Here is a 16,935-nt window from a genome sequence, read left to right as displayed (position 1 = left end):
GTAGGCGCGTAGGCGTGCCGGCGTCGAAACGTCGAGCCGGGCGCCTTCCGCGTGTCACGTCACCCGCATCGATCGATGCATGCGATGCAGATAGATGCCGCAATTTGCGCTACCGGCGCTCCGTGCTCGCGTCATTGTCTACGCCGAAGCCACGCCGGGAGATCGCGAGGGTACGTACGGGGGGAATCCACGGGGTCGAACTCGAACGTTCTGCCTTACGGCGCAGCGGAATCGAGGTCAGACATGCTCGCGAAGGTAGCGGACGCATTTCATCCGCAGGCTCGACCGATCTCCCAGGGCGTCCGGCGATGCGGGCGTCGGGGCCGGTTCGGCATTCGCGAGCGGTTCCGCGAATGCGGTGCTGTCGGCCGGGCGGGCCGATTTCGCGATCTGAAGGGAAGCGTGGCCTATCCAGACGCGGTCGCGCCACTCGCATTTCGCGCGATGGATAACCAGCCACGCTTGCAGCGATTCGACGAGCTGGAACGGTGAAAGCCACTCGCGCGTCTGCCTGCGGGTGACGAGTTGCATGACAACGAGGAAGTAGAGCAAATCTACGTACTTGGTCCGGCCGCGCATAGTCCGTCTTGTGATTGTCGATACTTGCGATTGCGCCGGTGCCGGCTCACCGTTGAACGCTGAGCGCCTTCTCGATCGCGGCAATCAGTTTGAACGCATCGCTGCGCCCGATCAGCAACCCGCGGCTGGTGTACTCGCACCCGAATGCATAGAAGCTCGGCAGCAGCGTCACCATGTCGCTCTGCTGATCGAAATCGACTTCGCATTTCGTCAGGGGGAAGAACGGAGGCGCCTCGGCCGGCATGTTGTGCACGATGTTCTCCTAGTACATTTTTCGGGGCGGCAACATGCGCTTCGCCCTCAAGCGCTGTCTGGAAACGGCGCTGGCCTTTTTCCGCTTGCGCTCCGTCGTCGGCTTCTCGTAGCCGGTGCGACTGCGCAATTCGCGAATCAGCCCGGTTTTCTCGATGCTGCGCCGGAATCGTCGCAGCGCGACATCGATCGGTTCGTTGAGCTTCAGCGTGATTGTCGTCATGTAGATCCTGTCGGAAAGATTTGAACGGAAAGCTAGCCGAGCCGTGTCATGACGGCGCTCGCTATCTCGTCGGATTCGAATTCCGAATATCCTGCTCCGATCGATAACGCACGTACCGCCATGAACATGTGCAGCTCCGGTTGGTGGCACATCGCTGAATCGGCGATTCCGGCGGGGACGGCGGTGTCGAGCCGGGTCACTTCACGTCGTCCGATCAAGCCGAGCAGTTCGTCGATGATCATTTCGCCCTCCAGAATGCCGAAAAAATGATGTTGCACTGCCGAGCCGCTTCAGCGCGGGATGGAAAAGAACCCCTGCTTGTCGCGATTGTCGTCGATGATGTTCTCGGCGTAGCGCACCGATGCACGACGGGCGTCACCGGCGTTGTCGAATGGGGATGCGTCGCCCAATCGGAACGTCTGGCTCTGCGTCAGCGTATCGGTGGCATCGCGAAGGCAAATCTTGACTGCCGCGTCGAATCCGGCGTCGTAGTTATGCGGGCAGCCATTCAGCGCCGGCACATGGGGGTAAATCAGTGGATAAATTTCGAATCCACGGTAGACATGCATGCTCATGAGAAACTCCTGGCGTTCAGCCATGACGAGTCGCATGGGCGAACACATCCGGCCGGTATTCCCGTTGCGGGGCGGGCCAGTGGGTGAAGGGGACAACGTTGCAGCGCGAAGGAGGGGCGATGCAGCAAGCGGGCGGGTGGAGGGGCGAACGGTCAAAGGATGGCTGATCGCTCGAATGAACCCATCATACGCGCATCGTTTGTCGAACGCCCACTTTATTCCGGGTGGGCGCAAGCACGCACCTTCACACGGTGCGGGTGGCCGGATCGTGGACACGGTGCCGGCGCGTGCATCCCGATCCGTACGCGTCGACCGTCACGCCGTTTCCGGTGTCACGCGGAATCTGCCGTCGGGAAGGACTTCATCGAGGACGCCGCGCGGTTCCGCGCGCGTTATTGCGCAGCAAGCGGGCGTTTCTTCGCGCGCGATTTCGTGGCGGCGGGCGGCTCGGGCGGCACCCAGTTCAATGCGGTGCCCAGCTTCGGCAGGGCCATGGCTTGCTTGGCACGCGGAGGCACCTTGTTGCTGCGAGGCTGGCTTCGGGTCATGCGGATTCTCCTGCTGCGCCGCTTGCGCGGGTCGGTGAGCACGACGTGCGCCGACCGCGCTCGTGCGATTGAACGTGCGCGCGGCGATCGATGTTCGGGTACCGGTATACGCACAGGGACGATGGCCGGATGCGAAGCGGACCGCCGCGCCGAGCCTGCGTCGAATCGCATTGCCTGCGACGGAGGGCGTGGCACGTGAAGCGGCAGCGATGTGCCGCTTCGTGAACGGGACTGCCGGTTCAGCGATTACAGCGGGGTGATGTTCGATGCTTGCAGGCCTTTGGGGCCGTTCTTCGTTTCGAAGCTGACCTTCTGACCTTCCGCGAGGGTCTTGAAGCCGTCGCTGCGAATCTCGGAGAAGTGGGCGAACAGATCGTCGCCGCCCTTGTCGGGGGTGATGAAGCCAAAGCCTTTGCTGTCGTTGAACCACTTGACGGTACCGGTATCCATATTAGATCTCCTGAAAATGAACGAGCGAATGTGCCCCGAATGGACGAGGGGAAAAGAATCAAGGAGGGAGAGGACAACGAATACCGCAGGCTGCGGTCGATGATGAGCAGCAATCGCGCTTCTTGAATACTTCTGCGGCCGACAGTACGCGTCGGCAGGAAATGTGTCAAGCGCTTTCGGCCTCGGGGCCAGAAGCGTGACGCTTCTTCGGGCTGCGGCCAATCGCTTGCCGCATGCACGTCGCGCCGTGCGATGCGCGGTTCCGGCGATGACGTCAGAGCGTCGTCAGCAACTGCAACTGACGTTCGGTCTCGTTTCCCGCGACCAACGAAAAGAACCCGGTCTCGCGACGTTCGACTACCGTGAGCCCTTCGTTGTCGGAAAAGACGTTCCACGCGCTGTCGTCGACACGTGCGATCGCTCCGCGCGTGCGCGCGAATGCCAGCAATAGCGGGCTCGCTTGGCGGCGGAGCACTTGACGATCCGAATTCAGCACATAGGGCGGCCAGCCGGCCCGAAGGACGAGATAGTAAGGAATGGAGCCGGGATCGATTGTCATTGGGGCGGTTTCATGTGCGGGGCTGCGTTTGCCGTCCAGCTGCATTCGGAACGGTGTCGGGGCAAGCGGGCGATGGATCGACGGGAGTTCGCCGTGGCATACTGACAGTTTATGCGTTGAACCGCTCGATTCGCAGAATATCGTCACGATGTCCGGCGGCGTCGAGCGCGTATCCGGTTTCGATTGGGGTTGCGGCTCAGCGACGACGCGATCGGCCGTCGGGTGGCGCGCACTCGATCAGGACACGATACGCATGTTCCGATGTCGTCGCGCGCGGCTTCGGCGTTTATTACGTGATACCGGACGTTCTGTCCATTTCGTCGATATGTCGATCCGGATGGCGCGGGTGTTGTCGACGATCGTTATTTTGGCGTTCCTGCTCCACACGTCGAGCGGAGCTGCCTGCTGCCGAAACGTTGTAGCGATATCTACCGAATTGCAGTGTTCGTGACGGCAAATTATGCTGCCCATCATGAATGCCGCCCCGACTTCCTGGCTCCTGTTGATCGTCAGTCTGCCGAACTCCGGCGCGACTGCCCGCATGCGCATCTGGCGCACCGTCAAGGCGCTCGGCTGCGGCGCGCTGCGGGACGGCGCATACCTGTTGCCGGCGCATGCCGAGCAGGCGGCGCAGTTGCGCGAGCTGGCCGACGACGCGCGTAACGGCGAAGGGCATGCGTGGGTGCTGGATGTCCGTGCGGACGATCCGGCTGACGAAAGCGCGTACGAGTCGCTGTTCGATCGCGCGGGAGATTACGCGGACTGGCTCGCCGAGCTTTCGGAAGCCCGCAAGACGCTGCCCGATCTGGCGGTGGCCGATCTCAATCGCCTGCAACGCCGTCACGCTCGCACGTACGAGGCCATTCGAAGCATCGATTTCTTTCCCGGCGAAACCTCGCTGCGCGCGCTTGCGCAATGGCGGGATTTCACCGCCGCGGTCGAGGCGTTGCGCTCCCCCGGCGAGCCGCATGCGGCCCAACGCGGCATCCCACGTCGCGACCGTGCGCAGTATCAGGGCAGGCTGTGGGCGACGCGCCGTCACCTGTGGGTGGATCGCGTCGCCAGCGCGTGGTTGATTCGGCGTTTCATCGATCCGCATGCGCGCTTCGTGTGGCTGGACAACCTCGCCGATTGTCCGGTCGATGCGCTCGGCTTCGATTTCGACGGCGCTCCGTTCACGCATGTGGGCGATCGCGTGTCGTTCGAGGTGCTGGTCGCGAGCTTCGGATTCGGCGACGACGACGGACTCGTCCGGTTGGGCGCCATGGTGCATGCGCTGGATGTGGGCGGCGCCGCCGTACCGGAAGCCGGCGGATTCGAGGCCATTCTCGCGGGCGCCCGCAAGCGTCTTGCCGACGACGATGCGTTGCTGATCGAGATCGGCGCCGTACTCGATTCGTTGTACGTGCATTTCAGCGGCAACCGACAATCCTGACCTTGTTACCCGCCCGCAACATGGATACACATCGCGACCGCCCGGCCTATACGCTGTGGCAACTGATCCTGTACTTCGCGTGGCTCGGCGCGACGGGTTTCGGCGGGCCAGTCGCGCTTGCCGGCTACATGCATCGGGATCTCGTGGACACGCGCCGATGGATCGCGGACGCGGACTACAAGGAAGGCCTGGCGCTCGCGCAACTCGCCCCGGGCCCGCTTGCCGCGCAACTGGCGATCTATCTCGGCTATGTGCACTACCGTATCGTCGGCGCCACGATGGTCGGGATCGCGTTCGTGCTGCCGTCGTTTCTGATGGTGGTGCTGCTCGGCTATGCATACACGCGATTCGGCGGGCTGACGTGGATGCAGTCGGTGTTCTATGGCGTCGGCGCGGCGGTGATCGGCATCATCGCGATCAGCGCGCGCAAGCTGACCGCGAAAAGCATCGGTCACGACAAACTGCTGTGGGCGATCTATCTCGCGCTGGTAGCCGTGACAGTGATCACCGAATCGGAAGCGGCGTGGCTGTTTCTCGCGGCGGGCCTGCTCGTCTGGTTCACGCGCTCGCCGCCCAGGTGGTTGCGCCAGCGGCGCGTCAATGCGGTCGTGGCATTGCCCGTCTCGGCCGCCGGCACGTGGTTCGGTATCGTGGCCTGGCCGCAGCTCGCGCAACTCGCCGTCTTCTTTGCGAAGGCCGGCGCCTTCGTGTTCGGCTCGGGGCTCGCGATCGTGCCGTTCCTCTATGGCGGCGTGGTCACCGAGCACCATTGGCTCAACGAGAAGCAGTTCGTCGACGCCGTGGCGGTCGCGATGATCACGCCGGGTCCGGTCGTCATCACGGTGGGCTTCATCGGCTATCTGGTGGCGGGGTTGCCCGGCGCGTGCGTCGCGGCAGCCGGCACGTTCCTGCCGTGCTACTTGTTCACGGTGGTGCCGGCCCCGTACTTCAAGAAGTACGGCAGGCTGCCGGCGATTCTGGCATTCGTCGACGGGGTGACGGCCGCGGCCGTCGGCGCGATCACGGGGTCGGTGATCGTGCTGGCCCGACGTTCGATCGTCGACGTGCCGACTGCGTTGATAGCGCTCGCGACGATCGTGCTGTTGGTCAGGTTCAGGAAGCTGTCGGAGCCGGTGGTCGTCGGCGGGGCCGCCGTGATGGGCCTGATCGTGTACCCGCTGTTGCATCACTGACCGTGGAGGCCGCCATGCAATGGATTACGCGACGACGTCCGAAAATCGACAGGGTCGCTTGTCCCTGGCTCATTGCCCGTTTCATCGAACTCACACTGGTCCGACTGGATAGAGCGTTTCTCGCTATCAGCCCGGCCCGTCGCTGGCGGCCGCGAGAAGCGGCACGACCAGATCGCTGATCGGCGTCGGAATGCCATGAGTTCGCCCGTATCGCTGCACGACGCCGTTTCGGCAGTCCCATTCGAGGGGGCGGTTGCCTTGCCGGTCGGCAAGAATCGACGTACCTAAATCAGGCGGAAAGCCATGGAATCCCTCGACGATTTCCAGCGGCACTTCATCGCCGAGCTTCGCGCCCTCCGCACGCGCGACCTCGAGACATTCCCGCAGGTAGGCAAGCGACAGTTCGGTGATGTCGCTTCGCGAGAACATGCCGGCGCGGCGACCGGTCAGCACCATGAGTCCCGCCACCGCGTTCTGCAACAGCTTTCGCCACGCGAGCGAGACGAAATCCTCCGCCACCTCGGGCGAGCATCGCGTGCCGCGCAAAGCCGAGACCACCACGTTGCTCGCCGGCGTATCGGGCAGGGTGAGCCGCGGCTTGCCCCGCAGCCACACCGACGCACCCGATTCGCGCTGCGCCGGAAACCAGACGACCGATGGCACGACCTCGGCGCCGGCCGCATGCGGTGCGAACGCGGCTTTCTGCTCGACGCCGTTTTGCAGCACGCAGACGACGGTATTCGCATCGCATAGCGCGGCGAGCCAGGGTGCCGCGCTCGCCACCTGCGTCGACTTGACCGCGACGAACACGACATCGACCCTTTCCTTGATCGCTTGCGGATCGGTCAGTACGGGCCCGGGTACGACGATCTCGCCGCCATCGAAGCGCAACTTCAGTTGTTCGTGCGCCGAGCGGCCGCAGATCACCGGCGTGCGGCCGGCTTCATGAAGGGCCGCGGCGACGGTCGTTCCGATTGCGCCGGGACCGACGAGGGCGACGCTCGGGTAGTCAGACTTCATCATGGGGTTCATCCTGTCGAAAGTTATCCGCCAGATGCGGGCGCAGTGCGAGGGCGAGCGGAAAAATCGCCAGCGCGGTCAACGCCGTCGCATACGTGGCGCCGTGCACACCGATCCTGTCGCCCAGGAAACCGTAGAGAACCGGCGATAGCGCGCCCGATGCGATCGTCCCGGTATAGAAAATCGCGAATGCGCGCTCGGTGCGCTCGGGCGCGGACATCTCCGGGACGGTTCCGTACAGCACCGACGAAGTGCCGTTGAGCATCATGCCCAGAATCGGCAGCGACACCATGGTAAGCGCCAACGGGAGATACATCACCGCGATGATGCACACAGCCGTGCCGCCCTCCGTGAGCAGCACCGTCGTCACCGTACCCATGCGCGCGCCGAGCCAGCCGCACATGAATTTGCCGGCCGCGCCCCCGATGAAAACGAGCGCAAGGGCCGTGCCCAGCAGTGGAGGCGAGACACCCTTCGCCTGGAGCAGGAACGGCAGAAAGGTAAGCAGTCCCATGCGTACGGCCGTATCGAGCACGCCGATGGAAAACAGCGCGGAGAATCCGCTTTTTCCCGTGCCGCCGCGTTGAGCGGACGCTTGTTCTTTTGCCGGCGCTTTTCCGGCGCCGCGCGGCACGGCGGGAAACCAGAGCGCGATGACGGCGGCCACGACGCAGCCCAGCCCGGCGACGATCCATAGCGCATGACGCCACGGCATCATCGTCACGAGCAGCGAAATGGCGGCCGGCAGTGCGGATTTCCCCAGATCGCCGGAAAAGTTGTAGATGCTCAGCGGGCCTCTCGCGTCGCGCCCGTAGACGCGGGAGACGGCGCCCGATGCGATCGGATGCTGCGTGCTGGAGCCGCCGCCCGAAATCGCCAGCGCGACGCCCAAGCCGAGCAGGCCGCCCGACATGCCCGCGATCGCATAGCCGAGCGCGGCGAGCAGCGTACCGAGTGCGAGCGTCGCTCGGCTGCCCAGACGTTGTGCGAGACGCCCGGCGGACAACTGCAGCGTCGCCATCGTGCCCGCATAGACGCCGCGCAGGATAGCCAGGGCCGCAAAGTCGAGTCCGAATTCCGACTGCCACACGGGTAGCAGCGCGTAGATCATGTCCGTATAGCCGTCGTGCATCGCGTGGGCAATGCACGATAGCCATAGCACGCGCGGCCGCGATGGCGCAGTTTCCCGCACGACGGAAGGGGAAAAAACCGGCAAGCGCATCGTCATTCTCTCCGTACGAGCGGTGGATGAAAGGCGCTCGTGGTGTGGTTTTCAGGCTCGACGTGTAAATTTTATGACCGGGATACCGGTCATTTCAATTGAGCTAAAATCCCGTCAACGGAGAGAAAAAGTCACGTCATGAACGAAAGCCGAGGTGCTGCGAAGCACCGGGACGAGTTGCCCCCGCTCAATGCGCTGCGCGCTTTCGACGCGGTCGCGCGGCACGGCAGCTTCGCGGGTGCCGCGGCGGAACTGCACGTTACCCACTGGGCCGTCGGAAAACAGATCCGATTGCTGGAAGACTGGTTCGGCCTGCCGTTGTTCGATCGTCGTCCTCGCGGCGTCGTGCTGACCGACGAAGGCGCCGCGTTGCTGAATGACGTCAGTCACGCGTTCGAGCGTCTCGGTACCGCGGTGGTACGGCTGCGCCACAACCCGTTCGCGCACCGGATCTCGGGCGTCGTGCGGGTGAATGTGCCGATGAGCTTTGCGCTTTGCTGGCTGTTGCCGCGGCTCGCCGATTTCCATTCGCGGTACCCCGACGTCGATGTCAGGGTGTCGACGACATCGCGCAAGCTGCGCTATGTCGCCGACGCTTTCGATATCGGTGTTCGCTCCGGTCCGGAGCAAGGCGCGGGCGTCGTGTCGCGCCCGTTGATGCCCGACTTGCGCGTACCGGCCTGCAATCCCGCATTGCTGCGCCAGCATCCGATACAGAGCGTGACCGACCTGCGCCATCACACGCTGCTGCATTCGGCCACGACGCGCTCCGCCTGGTCGCACTGGTTGAAGGAAGCGGGTGCTTCCGATCTGCGAGCCGCCCGCCATGTCGAATTCGATCACGTGAATCTTCAGCTTGGCGCGGCCATCGAGGGGCTCGGTGTGGCGCTGGCGTCGCTGCCGCTGATCGGGCGCGATCTTGCCGAGGGGCGCCTCGTGTGTCCGATCGCATCGCCGGTATGGCGTGCCGACGATTACATGCTGGTGACGAACGCCGATCGCGCCGACGATGCGGCCGTGTCCGCGTTCGAGGCGTGGATGGAAGGCATGGCGAATCAGGAGGGTGGCTAGGTTCGCGGACTGGAGCGGGCGGTGAGGCTGCGCCGCGAGCGAATGAAACCCCATGGCCTTTCAGGTTTCCCGATCGTGGGGTTCGGAACGGGACATCGGTATTACCCACGCAAGTCTGCTTCGCCGGAGTAGTGCGGCCACTACCCCGGACTTGCGAGTCGGCGATCAGAAGCCGTGGAACATGCCGATGTTGACCTGAACCTGGTTGCCGCCCGATGAGGTGTTGCCGAAGTCGGCAGCCGAAGCCTGCGCGCCCTTGGCGTGGACATAGGCCCCCATCGCGTACAGCGCGGTGCTCTTCGACAGCGAGTACGTCGCACCCAGCGACACCTGGCTGATCGAGGCCATCGTGCGGCCCTCGGCAGCTTGCGTCGGCGTGGCTGCGGAACCGTATACATACGTGTAGCCCGTCGCCAGCGACAGCGCCGGCGTGACCCGGTACTGCAGGAGCGCACCCAGCACGTTGAAGTGGATCGACGGCTGGCCATCGTTCCCCTTGTACTGAGCGTTCGAGTAGCGCAAGCCGGCCGTGTACGGACCCACCTGGTATTGAGCGGCGATTTGCGCGATGCCCGCACTCTTGAACGCATTGCCGCCGTAGTAGCCCGAACTCGGATAGCCCAGCGCGCCACCGAAGCTCGGTTGTGCGGTTGCGTTCACCCATCCGTTCTCGCCCTGGTTTGCCGCGTGAAAGTAGCCGCCGGCGACCGTCAGGCCACCTTGAGCGTAAGTCGCCGCCGCCGACCACGATTGACCGGAACCCGTTGCACCGGCCACGCCGCCGAACGAGTACGCGCCTTCCGCCTGGAAGCCGTGGATGATCGGCGAAATGTACTTCACCGCATTGTTCTGGTTCGTCGTGTTGTCGTTGTTGTCGACGTCGCCCGGTGTCGAGAACGTCGACGCCGAAATGGCGTCACCGGTGAGAACCTGAACCATTTCCGTCACGGCGTCGAGCTGGCGTCCCATGCGCAGCGCACCGTACTGTTCGGACGCGAGGCCCACGTAGGCCTGACGGTTGAACAGCGAACGCGTGGAACCGATGGGCCCCTGGCCGCCTATCCCACCCGTAGCGATGTTGAAACCATTCTCGATCTTGAATACCGCCTGGAGGCCGCCCCCAAGATCCTCTTGCCCTCTGAGGCCCCACTTGTTCGAACCCGAGGCGCCGCCATCGAGGCCGAACCTGCTGTGGCCATTGATGTTCGACGTATAGCCGATACCGGCATCGAGCATGCCGTACAGGGTGATCGACGACTGTGCCATTGCTGCCGACGATGCGGCGAAGGCGGCAACAGCGATAACGCTGATGTTGATTTTTTTGTTTTTCATCTGCATTTCACGGTCAGGAGTGGTTTCGGGATGGGTTGAAACGGCTTTGGTCGTATTCGCGGTCTGCGCGTCGTATCGGTCGAATCGGGCGGCGTCACATTCGCCAAGTCGGCATATCGAGTTCGCTCATTTCGTGGTCCTTATAAAATGGCATGGGGAACGTCACGCTGCTCGACCGTCGCACTCCACGCTCGTGCAATGCCTGCGAGCGAAGTCGGCGACGGCGAGACCAGAGGCTGCTCCACTAGCGACAAAAGACGCGCTGGAAATATCGGCGATCCTCGCGGACTGACCAGGCGGCCGGTTCAGCCACGGCGACGTGCGCCAATCTTTTCGCCCGGCGCCAATACAGCGTGGTCGCACTTTGCAAGCGTAAAAACCATATCAGGAACATAAATTCCCGTCAAAATTAGTTTGATATAAGTTAATCTCGTTTGATGGCCTGGCGCCTTCCGGAGTTTCCCTTAGAGGCGCCGGCATCAGGACGAAGGGTTATCGAGGCCTGCGCGCCATCACGCTGACGATCTCGACAACGGCAAGCGAATGCGGGCGAGGTGATGTGAGGGCGATAGCGGGCTGCAAGGGGCAGCCACGGGGAGCAACAATCGGAGAGGAACGTACCGCGGTTGGCAGGTCGCATTGATCGCCGCACCGGGTCAAATTCGGTCGTTCAACAAGCGTAGAGCCCTCGCCGAAAATCGGTCGCCAAGGTTCGTTCTTGGTAACCGTTCCATTTTCTCTGGGATTGCAACAATCGAAACGGTAAAGACGATTGTTGAATATTCAACCGTCTTGACCGGAAACTCGCGAGACAAGCGAATGGCGCTACCGTTCGGCGGCGCGCTGGATGATGCAGGTATTGCGACAATCGTCGTCGCACACGATCTTGATCTTCGCGCGGGCGAACCAGCTAATGCGGACGCTGGGCGAACCGGTGTTTTCGGGCCGGCAGCCAGCGCCTGGTATCGGCCCGCGATTGCGATCGAACGTCGGTCGCAGATGGAATCAGCCCACGATTTGGCGCTGCATTAGATAGAATTTCATGTCGTCGCGGCCATGCATTGAAATCGGTATCGGATCGCGATCAAAGCCGAGCATTTCGTAGAATGGGTAGGCTGATTCGCGCGCCGTACACCAGAGCAGGGTGCCGCGCTGTTCGCGGACATGGCGAATGGAAAGATTGACCAGCAGGCGTCCGAACCCCAGGCCGCGTACCGACGGATGGACGGCCATGCCGCGAAGGCGCCACGCTTCGGCATTCGAAACGCCGGATTGTCCTTCTTTACACACCGATGCCACGGCAACGATATTGTCGTTGTCACGAACGGCAAAGTGGATTGTCGTTGGGGCGTGATCTCCGTGTAGAGCGCTTCCCTCTTCATCTCCAGCCATCAAGACCGCGGCCCTGAGGGGATAGGTTTCTTCCGCGCGGACGGCACAGATGGTAAAGCGCACATCTTGTGAAGTCATATAATTATCGGCTCTCTTCGTGACGCAGATTTTTCTTCCAATTCTCTTTCGGCATACTCACTCGCAAAATTAGCAGTTGCCGGACATGGCGAGTAAGGGTAATTTCCTATCACTTTCTTTTTTGAATCATACGCTAACTGCGATCACAGATGACGTCGAAAGTCTCGACAGATGCAGAGCTGGCCTACGACGAGATCCGGTCGAGGATTTTTGACGGCCGCCTTGCGCCTGGGCAGAAAGTATCGCACCGAGGCCTGTCGGACGAACTGGGTTTCGGCCAAATGCCGGTGCGCAGCGCATTGCATTTGCTCGAGTCCGAAGGGTTGGTCGTCGTGATCGAAAAGAGTGGCACATATGTCGCGTCGCCGACTACCAGCGATCTTCGCGAAATTTTTGAAATGCGGCTGGCCCTGGAGAGTACCGCAGCGTTTCTTGCAGCGAGATCGGGAGTAACGGCAGGCCTTTGCGACGCGGCGGCAAAAATGCAGGAACTGGTTGACCGAGACGTCTCGGACATCATGCTCGAGCAACGTATCGGTTGGGTGTTTCATCAAGAGTTGTTTGCTGCCGCACGGAACGTACGAATCTCATCGGCGTATGGTCTATTGCGGGCCCAGACCTTGGCCCTGAACGAACTCCCGCGCGGCGACGCTGAAACCGTTCGGCGCGGCACGATCGAGCACCTGCACATCTTTCACGCAATCGAAGCGAACGACGGCGAGCTTGCGCGTCAGCATATGTGGAATCACATCGTTGACGGTACGCCCGCACGGATAAAACTGCTAAAGGCGAGGCATGAACACGAAAAATAAAGGGCTTTCCCTTCCGATGCAAATGCTTGGCGGGCTTGTCCTGGGCGTCGCTTGCGGCGTGTTTGCTCCGGGCTTTGCCGCGAAGCTGGGCTTTCTGAGCACGATGTTCGGCCACGCGATCAAGATGGTCGTCATGCCGTTGATCTTCCTGTCGGTCACGGTCGGGGTCTTTCGTGCGGGCAGACTTCGCGAGCGGCTTGGAAAGGTCGCACTGTCCAGTATCGGCTTCTTCGTGTTGATGACTGGCTTGGCTGCATCGTTCGGCCTCTTGCTCAACTTCGTATTTCGACCGGGTCTTGGCGCGAGCGCGGCTCACTCTGGATCGATGCCCGCAGCGCTCGCGTCCAGCATCGACTGGACGAAATTTCTCGTTGATTTGATTCCCGCCAACATCGTCGCCGCGCTTTCCGCAGGGAATTCTCTGCCGGTGCTCGTTTTCGGCGTCATTTTCGGCGCGGCATTGTCGGCTGCCCCGGAGCGTGCCGAGCCCGCGATTGCCGTTTTCGAGGCGTTGCTGTCGGGGCTGTTCAAGATGATCCAGTGGGTGATCGCATGGTCGCCGCTCGCGATCTTCGCCGCGATCGCGCAGTTGTTGTCGGCCAAGGGCTTTGCGGGCGCGCACTCGCTTGTCGAGCTTCTTGGCGTGGCCTATCTCGGCATGGCGGTTCTGGCGGTCGTACTCACCATCGTCATTCGCGTCGCCGGTCAGTCGCCGCTCGCCGTGCTCAGGAAAGTGAGGGAGCCACTGATCCTCGGCTTCACGACGCGTTCGTCCGAAATTACCTATCCGTTGCACCTGAAGAAGCTGGTTGAATTGGGCGTGCCTTACGGCGTGGCGTCCACGATTTTGCCTCTGGCCTATATTTTCAATCGCGACGGCGCGGTTCTCTATACGGCCCTCGCGGTCGGTTATCTGGCCGACGCATATCACCTTGTCTGGTCCTGGCCGCTGGTGATCACGATTTTGATTTTGACGGTCGTCACCATCGACGGTGCAGCCAATGTGCCCTCCGGGGCGATCGTGGCCATCACCATCGTTCTCACGTCGATCGGCTTGCCGGCCGATGCGGTGCTGCTGCTGTTGGGCGTCGACGCCTTTTTCGACATGGGGAGAACCGCCCTCAACGTCTACGGAAGCACGGCGGCAGCGGCTGTCGCGGTGAGGCTTTCCGGTTCGGACAGTATGGCCGCAGATACCGTGACGGGTCAGGCGAGTGTGTAGGTGCTTCGAAAGCGCCGGGCGCTGCGCGCTTCAACGTTGCGCGCGCCCATTGCAAGGCGCTGGCGTACGTTCACCCGAGCATCCACGCACGGCGAGGAGGCACGGTTGGATGAGCAAGCGTATTCATCAAGTTGCAGTTAGTAGAACGACGTATCATTGCAGGAGAAACGTGATGGTTGGTTCAGAATCTGCGGATTTTTTCATGCTGCGCCTAGGCACGCCGCATCCGTCGTGGACATTCACCGATGACAGCAACATGATCGGCATGGTCGATTGCGATGGGGTGGTGAGCGCCGTGTTCGAACTGGATCGCAACCAGATCGCACAGATTAGAGGACTGGGCCGGTCGGTGGAGAGAATCAGATGTATTTGCGACCGCGCGGGCCGGGAGTTGCATTTTTATCTCCATGGCAGACAGGTGTCGCGAGGCGTGTGGGCTGGGGTCGCGTCGGCCGATCCTGACTATCTGCCGACTGAAGCGGCGATCGCAACATGGGAAGTGCCGAAGCCCGTCGATGCATTCAGGTTGACGGGCGTGCGCGCGGACTTGATCGCATCGGTTAGCCCGGCCTAAACTGCGATCACAGATCGCCGCGCAGGCTCGGAGGAGCCAATCGTTTGACATACCGGGGCGTCTGCACGCGTCCGCCATTTAATGCATGTGGTCCTGGCACACCTCAACCTCGGATCGCCAGGACCAATTTGCTGGCCGGTTCACCGGCCAGCGCTTTTTATTCATTGAGCCGATTGAATCGGTTCGTTTGCCGCGCGCCCTCCGATCAAGGAGCGGCGCGCCGCGCTGAAGTCTCCTTCGAGCGAAGATGTCAGAAGTCGGTTCACGCGGGCGCAAGGCGTCAAGCCGCCCTGAGGCGATCACTCGCCTCGATGCTGGGGGGCCGCACCGCCAAACCGAGCGTTCGCTTTCCCCTGCATCCCGCCAGCCCAATGACAGTGACCCCGACCTTCCTCCCCGTCACGCACGCCGACGCCGAAACCCTCGTCGCGATCCGCATTGCCGCGATGCGCGACAGCCTCGAGCGCATCGGCCGTTTCGATCCTCGGCGTGCGCGCGACCGGTTTCTCGTGTCGTTCGACCCGGCGCTATGCCGTTTCATCGAAGTCGACCATTCGCGTGCGGGCTTCTACACGCTTCGCCCGATGGCGGATCACTGGCTGCTCGACCACCTGTACATCGTGCCCGCGCATCAGGGGAAGGGCATCGGCGCCGCCGTGCTCCGCGAGATCCTTGCCCAAGCCGACGCACACCGGATGCCCGTTCGCGTCGGCGCACTGCGCGGCAGCGACTCGAACCGCTTCTACGAACGGCACGGTTTCGTGCGAACCGACGAAGCGGAATGGGACATCTACTACCGGCGCGAACCCGGCGCGTCAACGACATAGCGTTCGTGCGATGCATGCCGGTGGGAATCGACACGCGCACATTAGCGTTTCCACCAATGTGGAAAATGCGGACCCGGCCGATGTTGCAGAGAGGGCGTAAATAATTGATCCGAGGCCGATTATGACCACATCTGCAACAAACGACGTGAATGCCGTGCCGCCCGAAACGTCCGACAATGCGGCGGCATCCGGCGAGGCGGCCCGCGTACCGTCGATCCTGCTGGTCGACGACGAACCGAACGTGCTGTCGGCGCTCAGGCGCGTGTTCCGGCCCACCGGCTACGACATCGTGATCGCCGACAGCGGCGAGGCCGCGCTCGACATCCTGGCGTCGACGGAAATCGACCTGATCGTGTCCGACATGCGCATGCCGCACATGAGCGGCGCGGAATTCCTGGCGCGCGCGCGGGGGCTGTACCCGGACACGATGCGCATTTTGCTGACCGGCTATGCGGAGATCGCGTCGGTCATGCAGGCCGTCAACGAAGGCGGCGTGTATCGCTACCTGAACAAGCCGTGGGACGACCACGACCTGCTGTTGACCATCGAGCAGGCGCTGGAGCAGCGCCGTCTGCGTCGCGAAGCGGCGCGGCTGGCGGCGCTGACGGAGGCGCAGAACGAAGCGCTGCGCCGTTTCAATACGGACCTCGAAACGCAGGTTCGCGCGCGCACCGAAGAGCTTGGCCAGACGGTGATGTTTCTCGAAGCGGCGCAACGCGACCTGAAAAGCAGTTTCACGGCGATGGTTCAGGTGTGCGCGAGCATGATCGAGCTGCGCTGCGGGGCCGCGAGCGGGCATGCGATGCGGGTCGGCGAGATCGCGCGGCGGCTCGCGCTGGCGGCCGGGATGAGCGAACTGCACGCGCAGGACGTCTATTTCGCGGGGCTGTTGCACGGCATCGGCAAGCTGTCGCTGCCGGACGAATTGCTGCACAAGCCGCTCGCGCGGATGACGACGGACGAGCACCGCGTGTTCCAGGAGCATCCGTTGCGTGCGCAGATGGTGCTCACGCCGGTCGCCCAGTTGCACAAGGTCGCATCGATCGTGTTGCACCAGTACGAGCGCTTCAACGGCCGTGGCACACCGGACGGCCTGGTCGGCGACGCGATCCCGATCGGGTCGCGGATCGTCGCGATCGCGCGCGATTTCGAAGGGTTGCGCAACGGCGAAATCGGTGCGCCGCATTCGATCGAACAGGCAATCGACGTGTTGCGCTCGCAGGCGAGCGTGCGTTACGACCCGCAACTGGTCGCGCGCTTCATCGAGTTGATGCGGGATCCGGCAAGTCTCGGCATCGCGGCGTCCGTCGCGGAAATTCGGTCGGCGCAACTGCGCGAGGGGATGCAGCTCGCCGACGATCTGCGCACGCATCGCGGCGTGTTGTTGATGACGAAAGGCAGCGTGATGTCCGCGCACCAGATCGAGCTCGTGCGCCGCTTCGAGACACGGGAGGGCACGCCGTTCGACATTCTCGTGCTGGCCCGTCCGGCCGGGCAGGCGCACGCGCCCAACGCAGGTGCGCCGGCGGCCTGACGTCGACACGTCGGCCTGACGGCCGCGGTGTGCGCGA

21 protein-coding genes and 1 pseudogene are annotated in these 16,935 nt (G+C 62.8%); 10 read left to right on the top strand and 12 right to left on the bottom strand.

All coding sequences use genetic code 11. The annotated features are described in order from the left end of the window. Positions 1 to 237 precede the first annotated feature (237 nt). The 8 genes from HWX09_RS09025 to HWX09_RS08990 all read right to left on the bottom strand — a co-directional run bounded on the left by HWX09_RS09025 (position 238) and on the right by HWX09_RS08990 (position 3,186). Positions 238 to 531, bottom strand: coding sequence for a hypothetical protein (locus HWX09_RS09025; protein WP_155257386.1), 294 nt, complete (start codon positions 529 to 531; stop codon positions 238 to 240). Between the two features lie 94 nt (positions 532 to 625). Further along, positions 626 to 832, bottom strand: coding sequence for a hypothetical protein (locus HWX09_RS09020; protein WP_027786482.1), 207 nt, complete (start codon positions 830 to 832; stop codon positions 626 to 628). A 9-nt stretch (positions 833 to 841) separates the two neighbouring features. Further along, positions 842 to 1,054 carry a 30S ribosomal protein S21 gene (rpsU, locus tag HWX09_RS09015; protein WP_027786483.1) on the bottom strand — a complete coding sequence of 71 codons (213 nt, stop codon included), beginning with the start codon at positions 1,052 to 1,054 and terminating at the stop codon, positions 842 to 844. Between the two features lie 32 nt (positions 1,055 to 1,086). Then, positions 1,087 to 1,296 (bottom strand): hypothetical protein, encoded by a 210-nt coding sequence (locus HWX09_RS09010; protein WP_027786484.1) that lies wholly within the window; start codon positions 1,294 to 1,296, stop codon positions 1,087 to 1,089. 48 nt (positions 1,297 to 1,344) lie between these two features. After that, a complete protein-coding gene (locus HWX09_RS09005) occupies positions 1,345 to 1,629 on the bottom strand; it encodes a hypothetical protein (protein ID WP_027786485.1) in 285 nt (94 codons plus the stop codon). Between the two features lie 392 nt (positions 1,630 to 2,021). After that, positions 2,022 to 2,177, bottom strand: coding sequence for a hypothetical protein (locus HWX09_RS09000; protein ID WP_175888565.1), 156 nt, complete (start codon positions 2,175 to 2,177; stop codon positions 2,022 to 2,024). A 246-nt stretch (positions 2,178 to 2,423) separates the two neighbouring features. Further along, on the bottom strand, positions 2,424 to 2,627 hold the full coding sequence (locus HWX09_RS08995) for a cold-shock protein (RefSeq protein ID WP_027786486.1): 204 nt from the start codon (positions 2,625 to 2,627) through the stop codon (positions 2,424 to 2,426). 274 nt (positions 2,628 to 2,901) lie between these two features. Then, positions 2,902 to 3,186 (bottom strand): hypothetical protein, encoded by a 285-nt coding sequence (locus tag HWX09_RS08990; RefSeq protein WP_027786487.1) that lies wholly within the window; start codon positions 3,184 to 3,186, stop codon positions 2,902 to 2,904. Between the two features lie 472 nt (positions 3,187 to 3,658). Between HWX09_RS08990 and HWX09_RS08985 the strand changes: the two genes are divergently transcribed. The 3 genes and pseudogenes from HWX09_RS08985 to HWX09_RS08975 all read left to right on the top strand — a co-directional run. After that, a complete protein-coding gene (locus tag HWX09_RS08985) occupies positions 3,659 to 4,621 on the top strand; it encodes a chromate resistance protein ChrB domain-containing protein (RefSeq protein ID WP_027786488.1) in 963 nt (320 codons plus the stop codon). A 20-nt stretch (positions 4,622 to 4,641) separates the two neighbouring features. Beyond that, complete coding sequence (locus HWX09_RS08980) at positions 4,642 to 5,814, top strand: chromate transporter (RefSeq protein WP_027786489.1); 1,173 nt, start codon at positions 4,642 to 4,644, stop codon at positions 5,812 to 5,814. A gap of 14 nt (positions 5,815 to 5,828) precedes the next feature. Next, positions 5,829 to 5,903, top strand: a pseudogene (locus HWX09_RS08975) (chromate resistance protein ChrB domain-containing protein); the annotation flags it as partial. Between the two features lie 37 nt (positions 5,904 to 5,940). Here HWX09_RS08975 and HWX09_RS08970 read toward each other — a convergent pair. Beyond that, positions 5,941 to 6,837, bottom strand: coding sequence for an oxidoreductase (locus HWX09_RS08970; protein WP_027786490.1), 897 nt, complete (start codon positions 6,835 to 6,837; stop codon positions 5,941 to 5,943). Continuing rightward, positions 6,824 to 8,056, bottom strand: coding sequence for an MFS transporter (locus HWX09_RS08965; protein ID WP_027786491.1), 1,233 nt, complete (start codon positions 8,054 to 8,056; stop codon positions 6,824 to 6,826). Before HWX09_RS08965 ends, HWX09_RS08970 begins: the two co-directional genes overlap by 14 nt. Before the next feature lie 138 nt (positions 8,057 to 8,194). Here HWX09_RS08965 and gcvA point away from each other — a divergent pair, with 138 nt between their 5' ends. After that, positions 8,195 to 9,127 carry a transcriptional regulator GcvA gene (gene gcvA, locus HWX09_RS08960; RefSeq protein ID WP_027786492.1) on the top strand — a complete coding sequence of 311 codons (933 nt, stop codon included), beginning with the start codon at positions 8,195 to 8,197 and terminating at the stop codon, positions 9,125 to 9,127. A gap of 165 nt (positions 9,128 to 9,292) precedes the next feature. On the opposite strand, the gene HWX09_RS08955 is transcribed toward gcvA, so the two are convergent. Then, positions 9,293 to 10,459 carry a porin gene (locus HWX09_RS08955; protein WP_027786493.1) on the bottom strand — a complete coding sequence of 389 codons (1,167 nt, stop codon included), beginning with the start codon at positions 10,457 to 10,459 and terminating at the stop codon, positions 9,293 to 9,295. A 639-nt stretch (positions 10,460 to 11,098) separates the two neighbouring features. On the opposite strand from HWX09_RS08955, the gene HWX09_RS08950 reads away from it, so the two are divergent. Continuing rightward, the gene (locus tag HWX09_RS08950; protein WP_143751687.1) at positions 11,099 to 11,491 is read left to right on the top strand and encodes a hypothetical protein; all 393 of its coding nucleotides are present in this window, start codon (positions 11,099 to 11,101) and stop codon (positions 11,489 to 11,491) included. Here the strand turns inward: HWX09_RS08950 and HWX09_RS08945 are convergent. Next, positions 11,465 to 11,929 carry a GNAT family N-acetyltransferase gene (locus HWX09_RS08945; protein ID WP_027786494.1) on the bottom strand — a complete coding sequence of 155 codons (465 nt, stop codon included), beginning with the start codon at positions 11,927 to 11,929 and terminating at the stop codon, positions 11,465 to 11,467. The genes HWX09_RS08950 and HWX09_RS08945 overlap by 27 nt on opposite strands. Before the next feature lie 149 nt (positions 11,930 to 12,078). On the opposite strand from HWX09_RS08945, the gene HWX09_RS08940 reads away from it, so the two are divergent. The 5 genes from HWX09_RS08940 (at position 12,079) to HWX09_RS08920 (ending at position 16,898) form a co-directional block, all read left to right on the top strand. Then, entirely contained in the window at positions 12,079 to 12,741 is a 663-nt protein-coding gene (locus tag HWX09_RS08940; protein WP_027786495.1) for a GntR family transcriptional regulator, read from the top strand. Continuing rightward, positions 12,725 to 13,963 (top strand): dicarboxylate/amino acid:cation symporter, encoded by a 1,239-nt coding sequence (locus HWX09_RS08935; RefSeq protein WP_027786496.1) that lies wholly within the window; start codon positions 12,725 to 12,727, stop codon positions 13,961 to 13,963. The genes HWX09_RS08940 and HWX09_RS08935 overlap by 17 nt, the downstream gene beginning before the upstream one ends. A 172-nt stretch (positions 13,964 to 14,135) precedes the next feature. Further along, a complete protein-coding gene (locus HWX09_RS08930; RefSeq protein ID WP_152777264.1) occupies positions 14,136 to 14,537 on the top strand; it encodes a hypothetical protein in 402 nt (133 codons plus the stop codon). Between the two features lie 371 nt (positions 14,538 to 14,908). Next, positions 14,909 to 15,364, top strand: a complete 456-nt coding sequence (locus tag HWX09_RS08925; RefSeq protein WP_027786498.1) for a GNAT family N-acetyltransferase — start codon at positions 14,909 to 14,911, stop codon at positions 15,362 to 15,364. Positions 15,365 to 15,485: 121 nt separating this feature from the next. After that, positions 15,486 to 16,898 (top strand): HD domain-containing phosphohydrolase, encoded by a 1,413-nt coding sequence (locus HWX09_RS08920; RefSeq protein WP_027786499.1) that lies wholly within the window; start codon positions 15,486 to 15,488, stop codon positions 16,896 to 16,898. Positions 16,899 to 16,935 lie beyond the last annotated feature (37 nt).

It is taken from the genome of Burkholderia sp. BCC1208, from assembly GCF_902833095.1.
In the GTDB taxonomy this organism is placed as follows: Bacteria; Pseudomonadota; Gammaproteobacteria; order Burkholderiales; family Burkholderiaceae; genus Burkholderia.
Note: the sequence above shows the minus strand (reverse complement) of the source record. Positions and strands in the feature narration are given on the sequence as shown.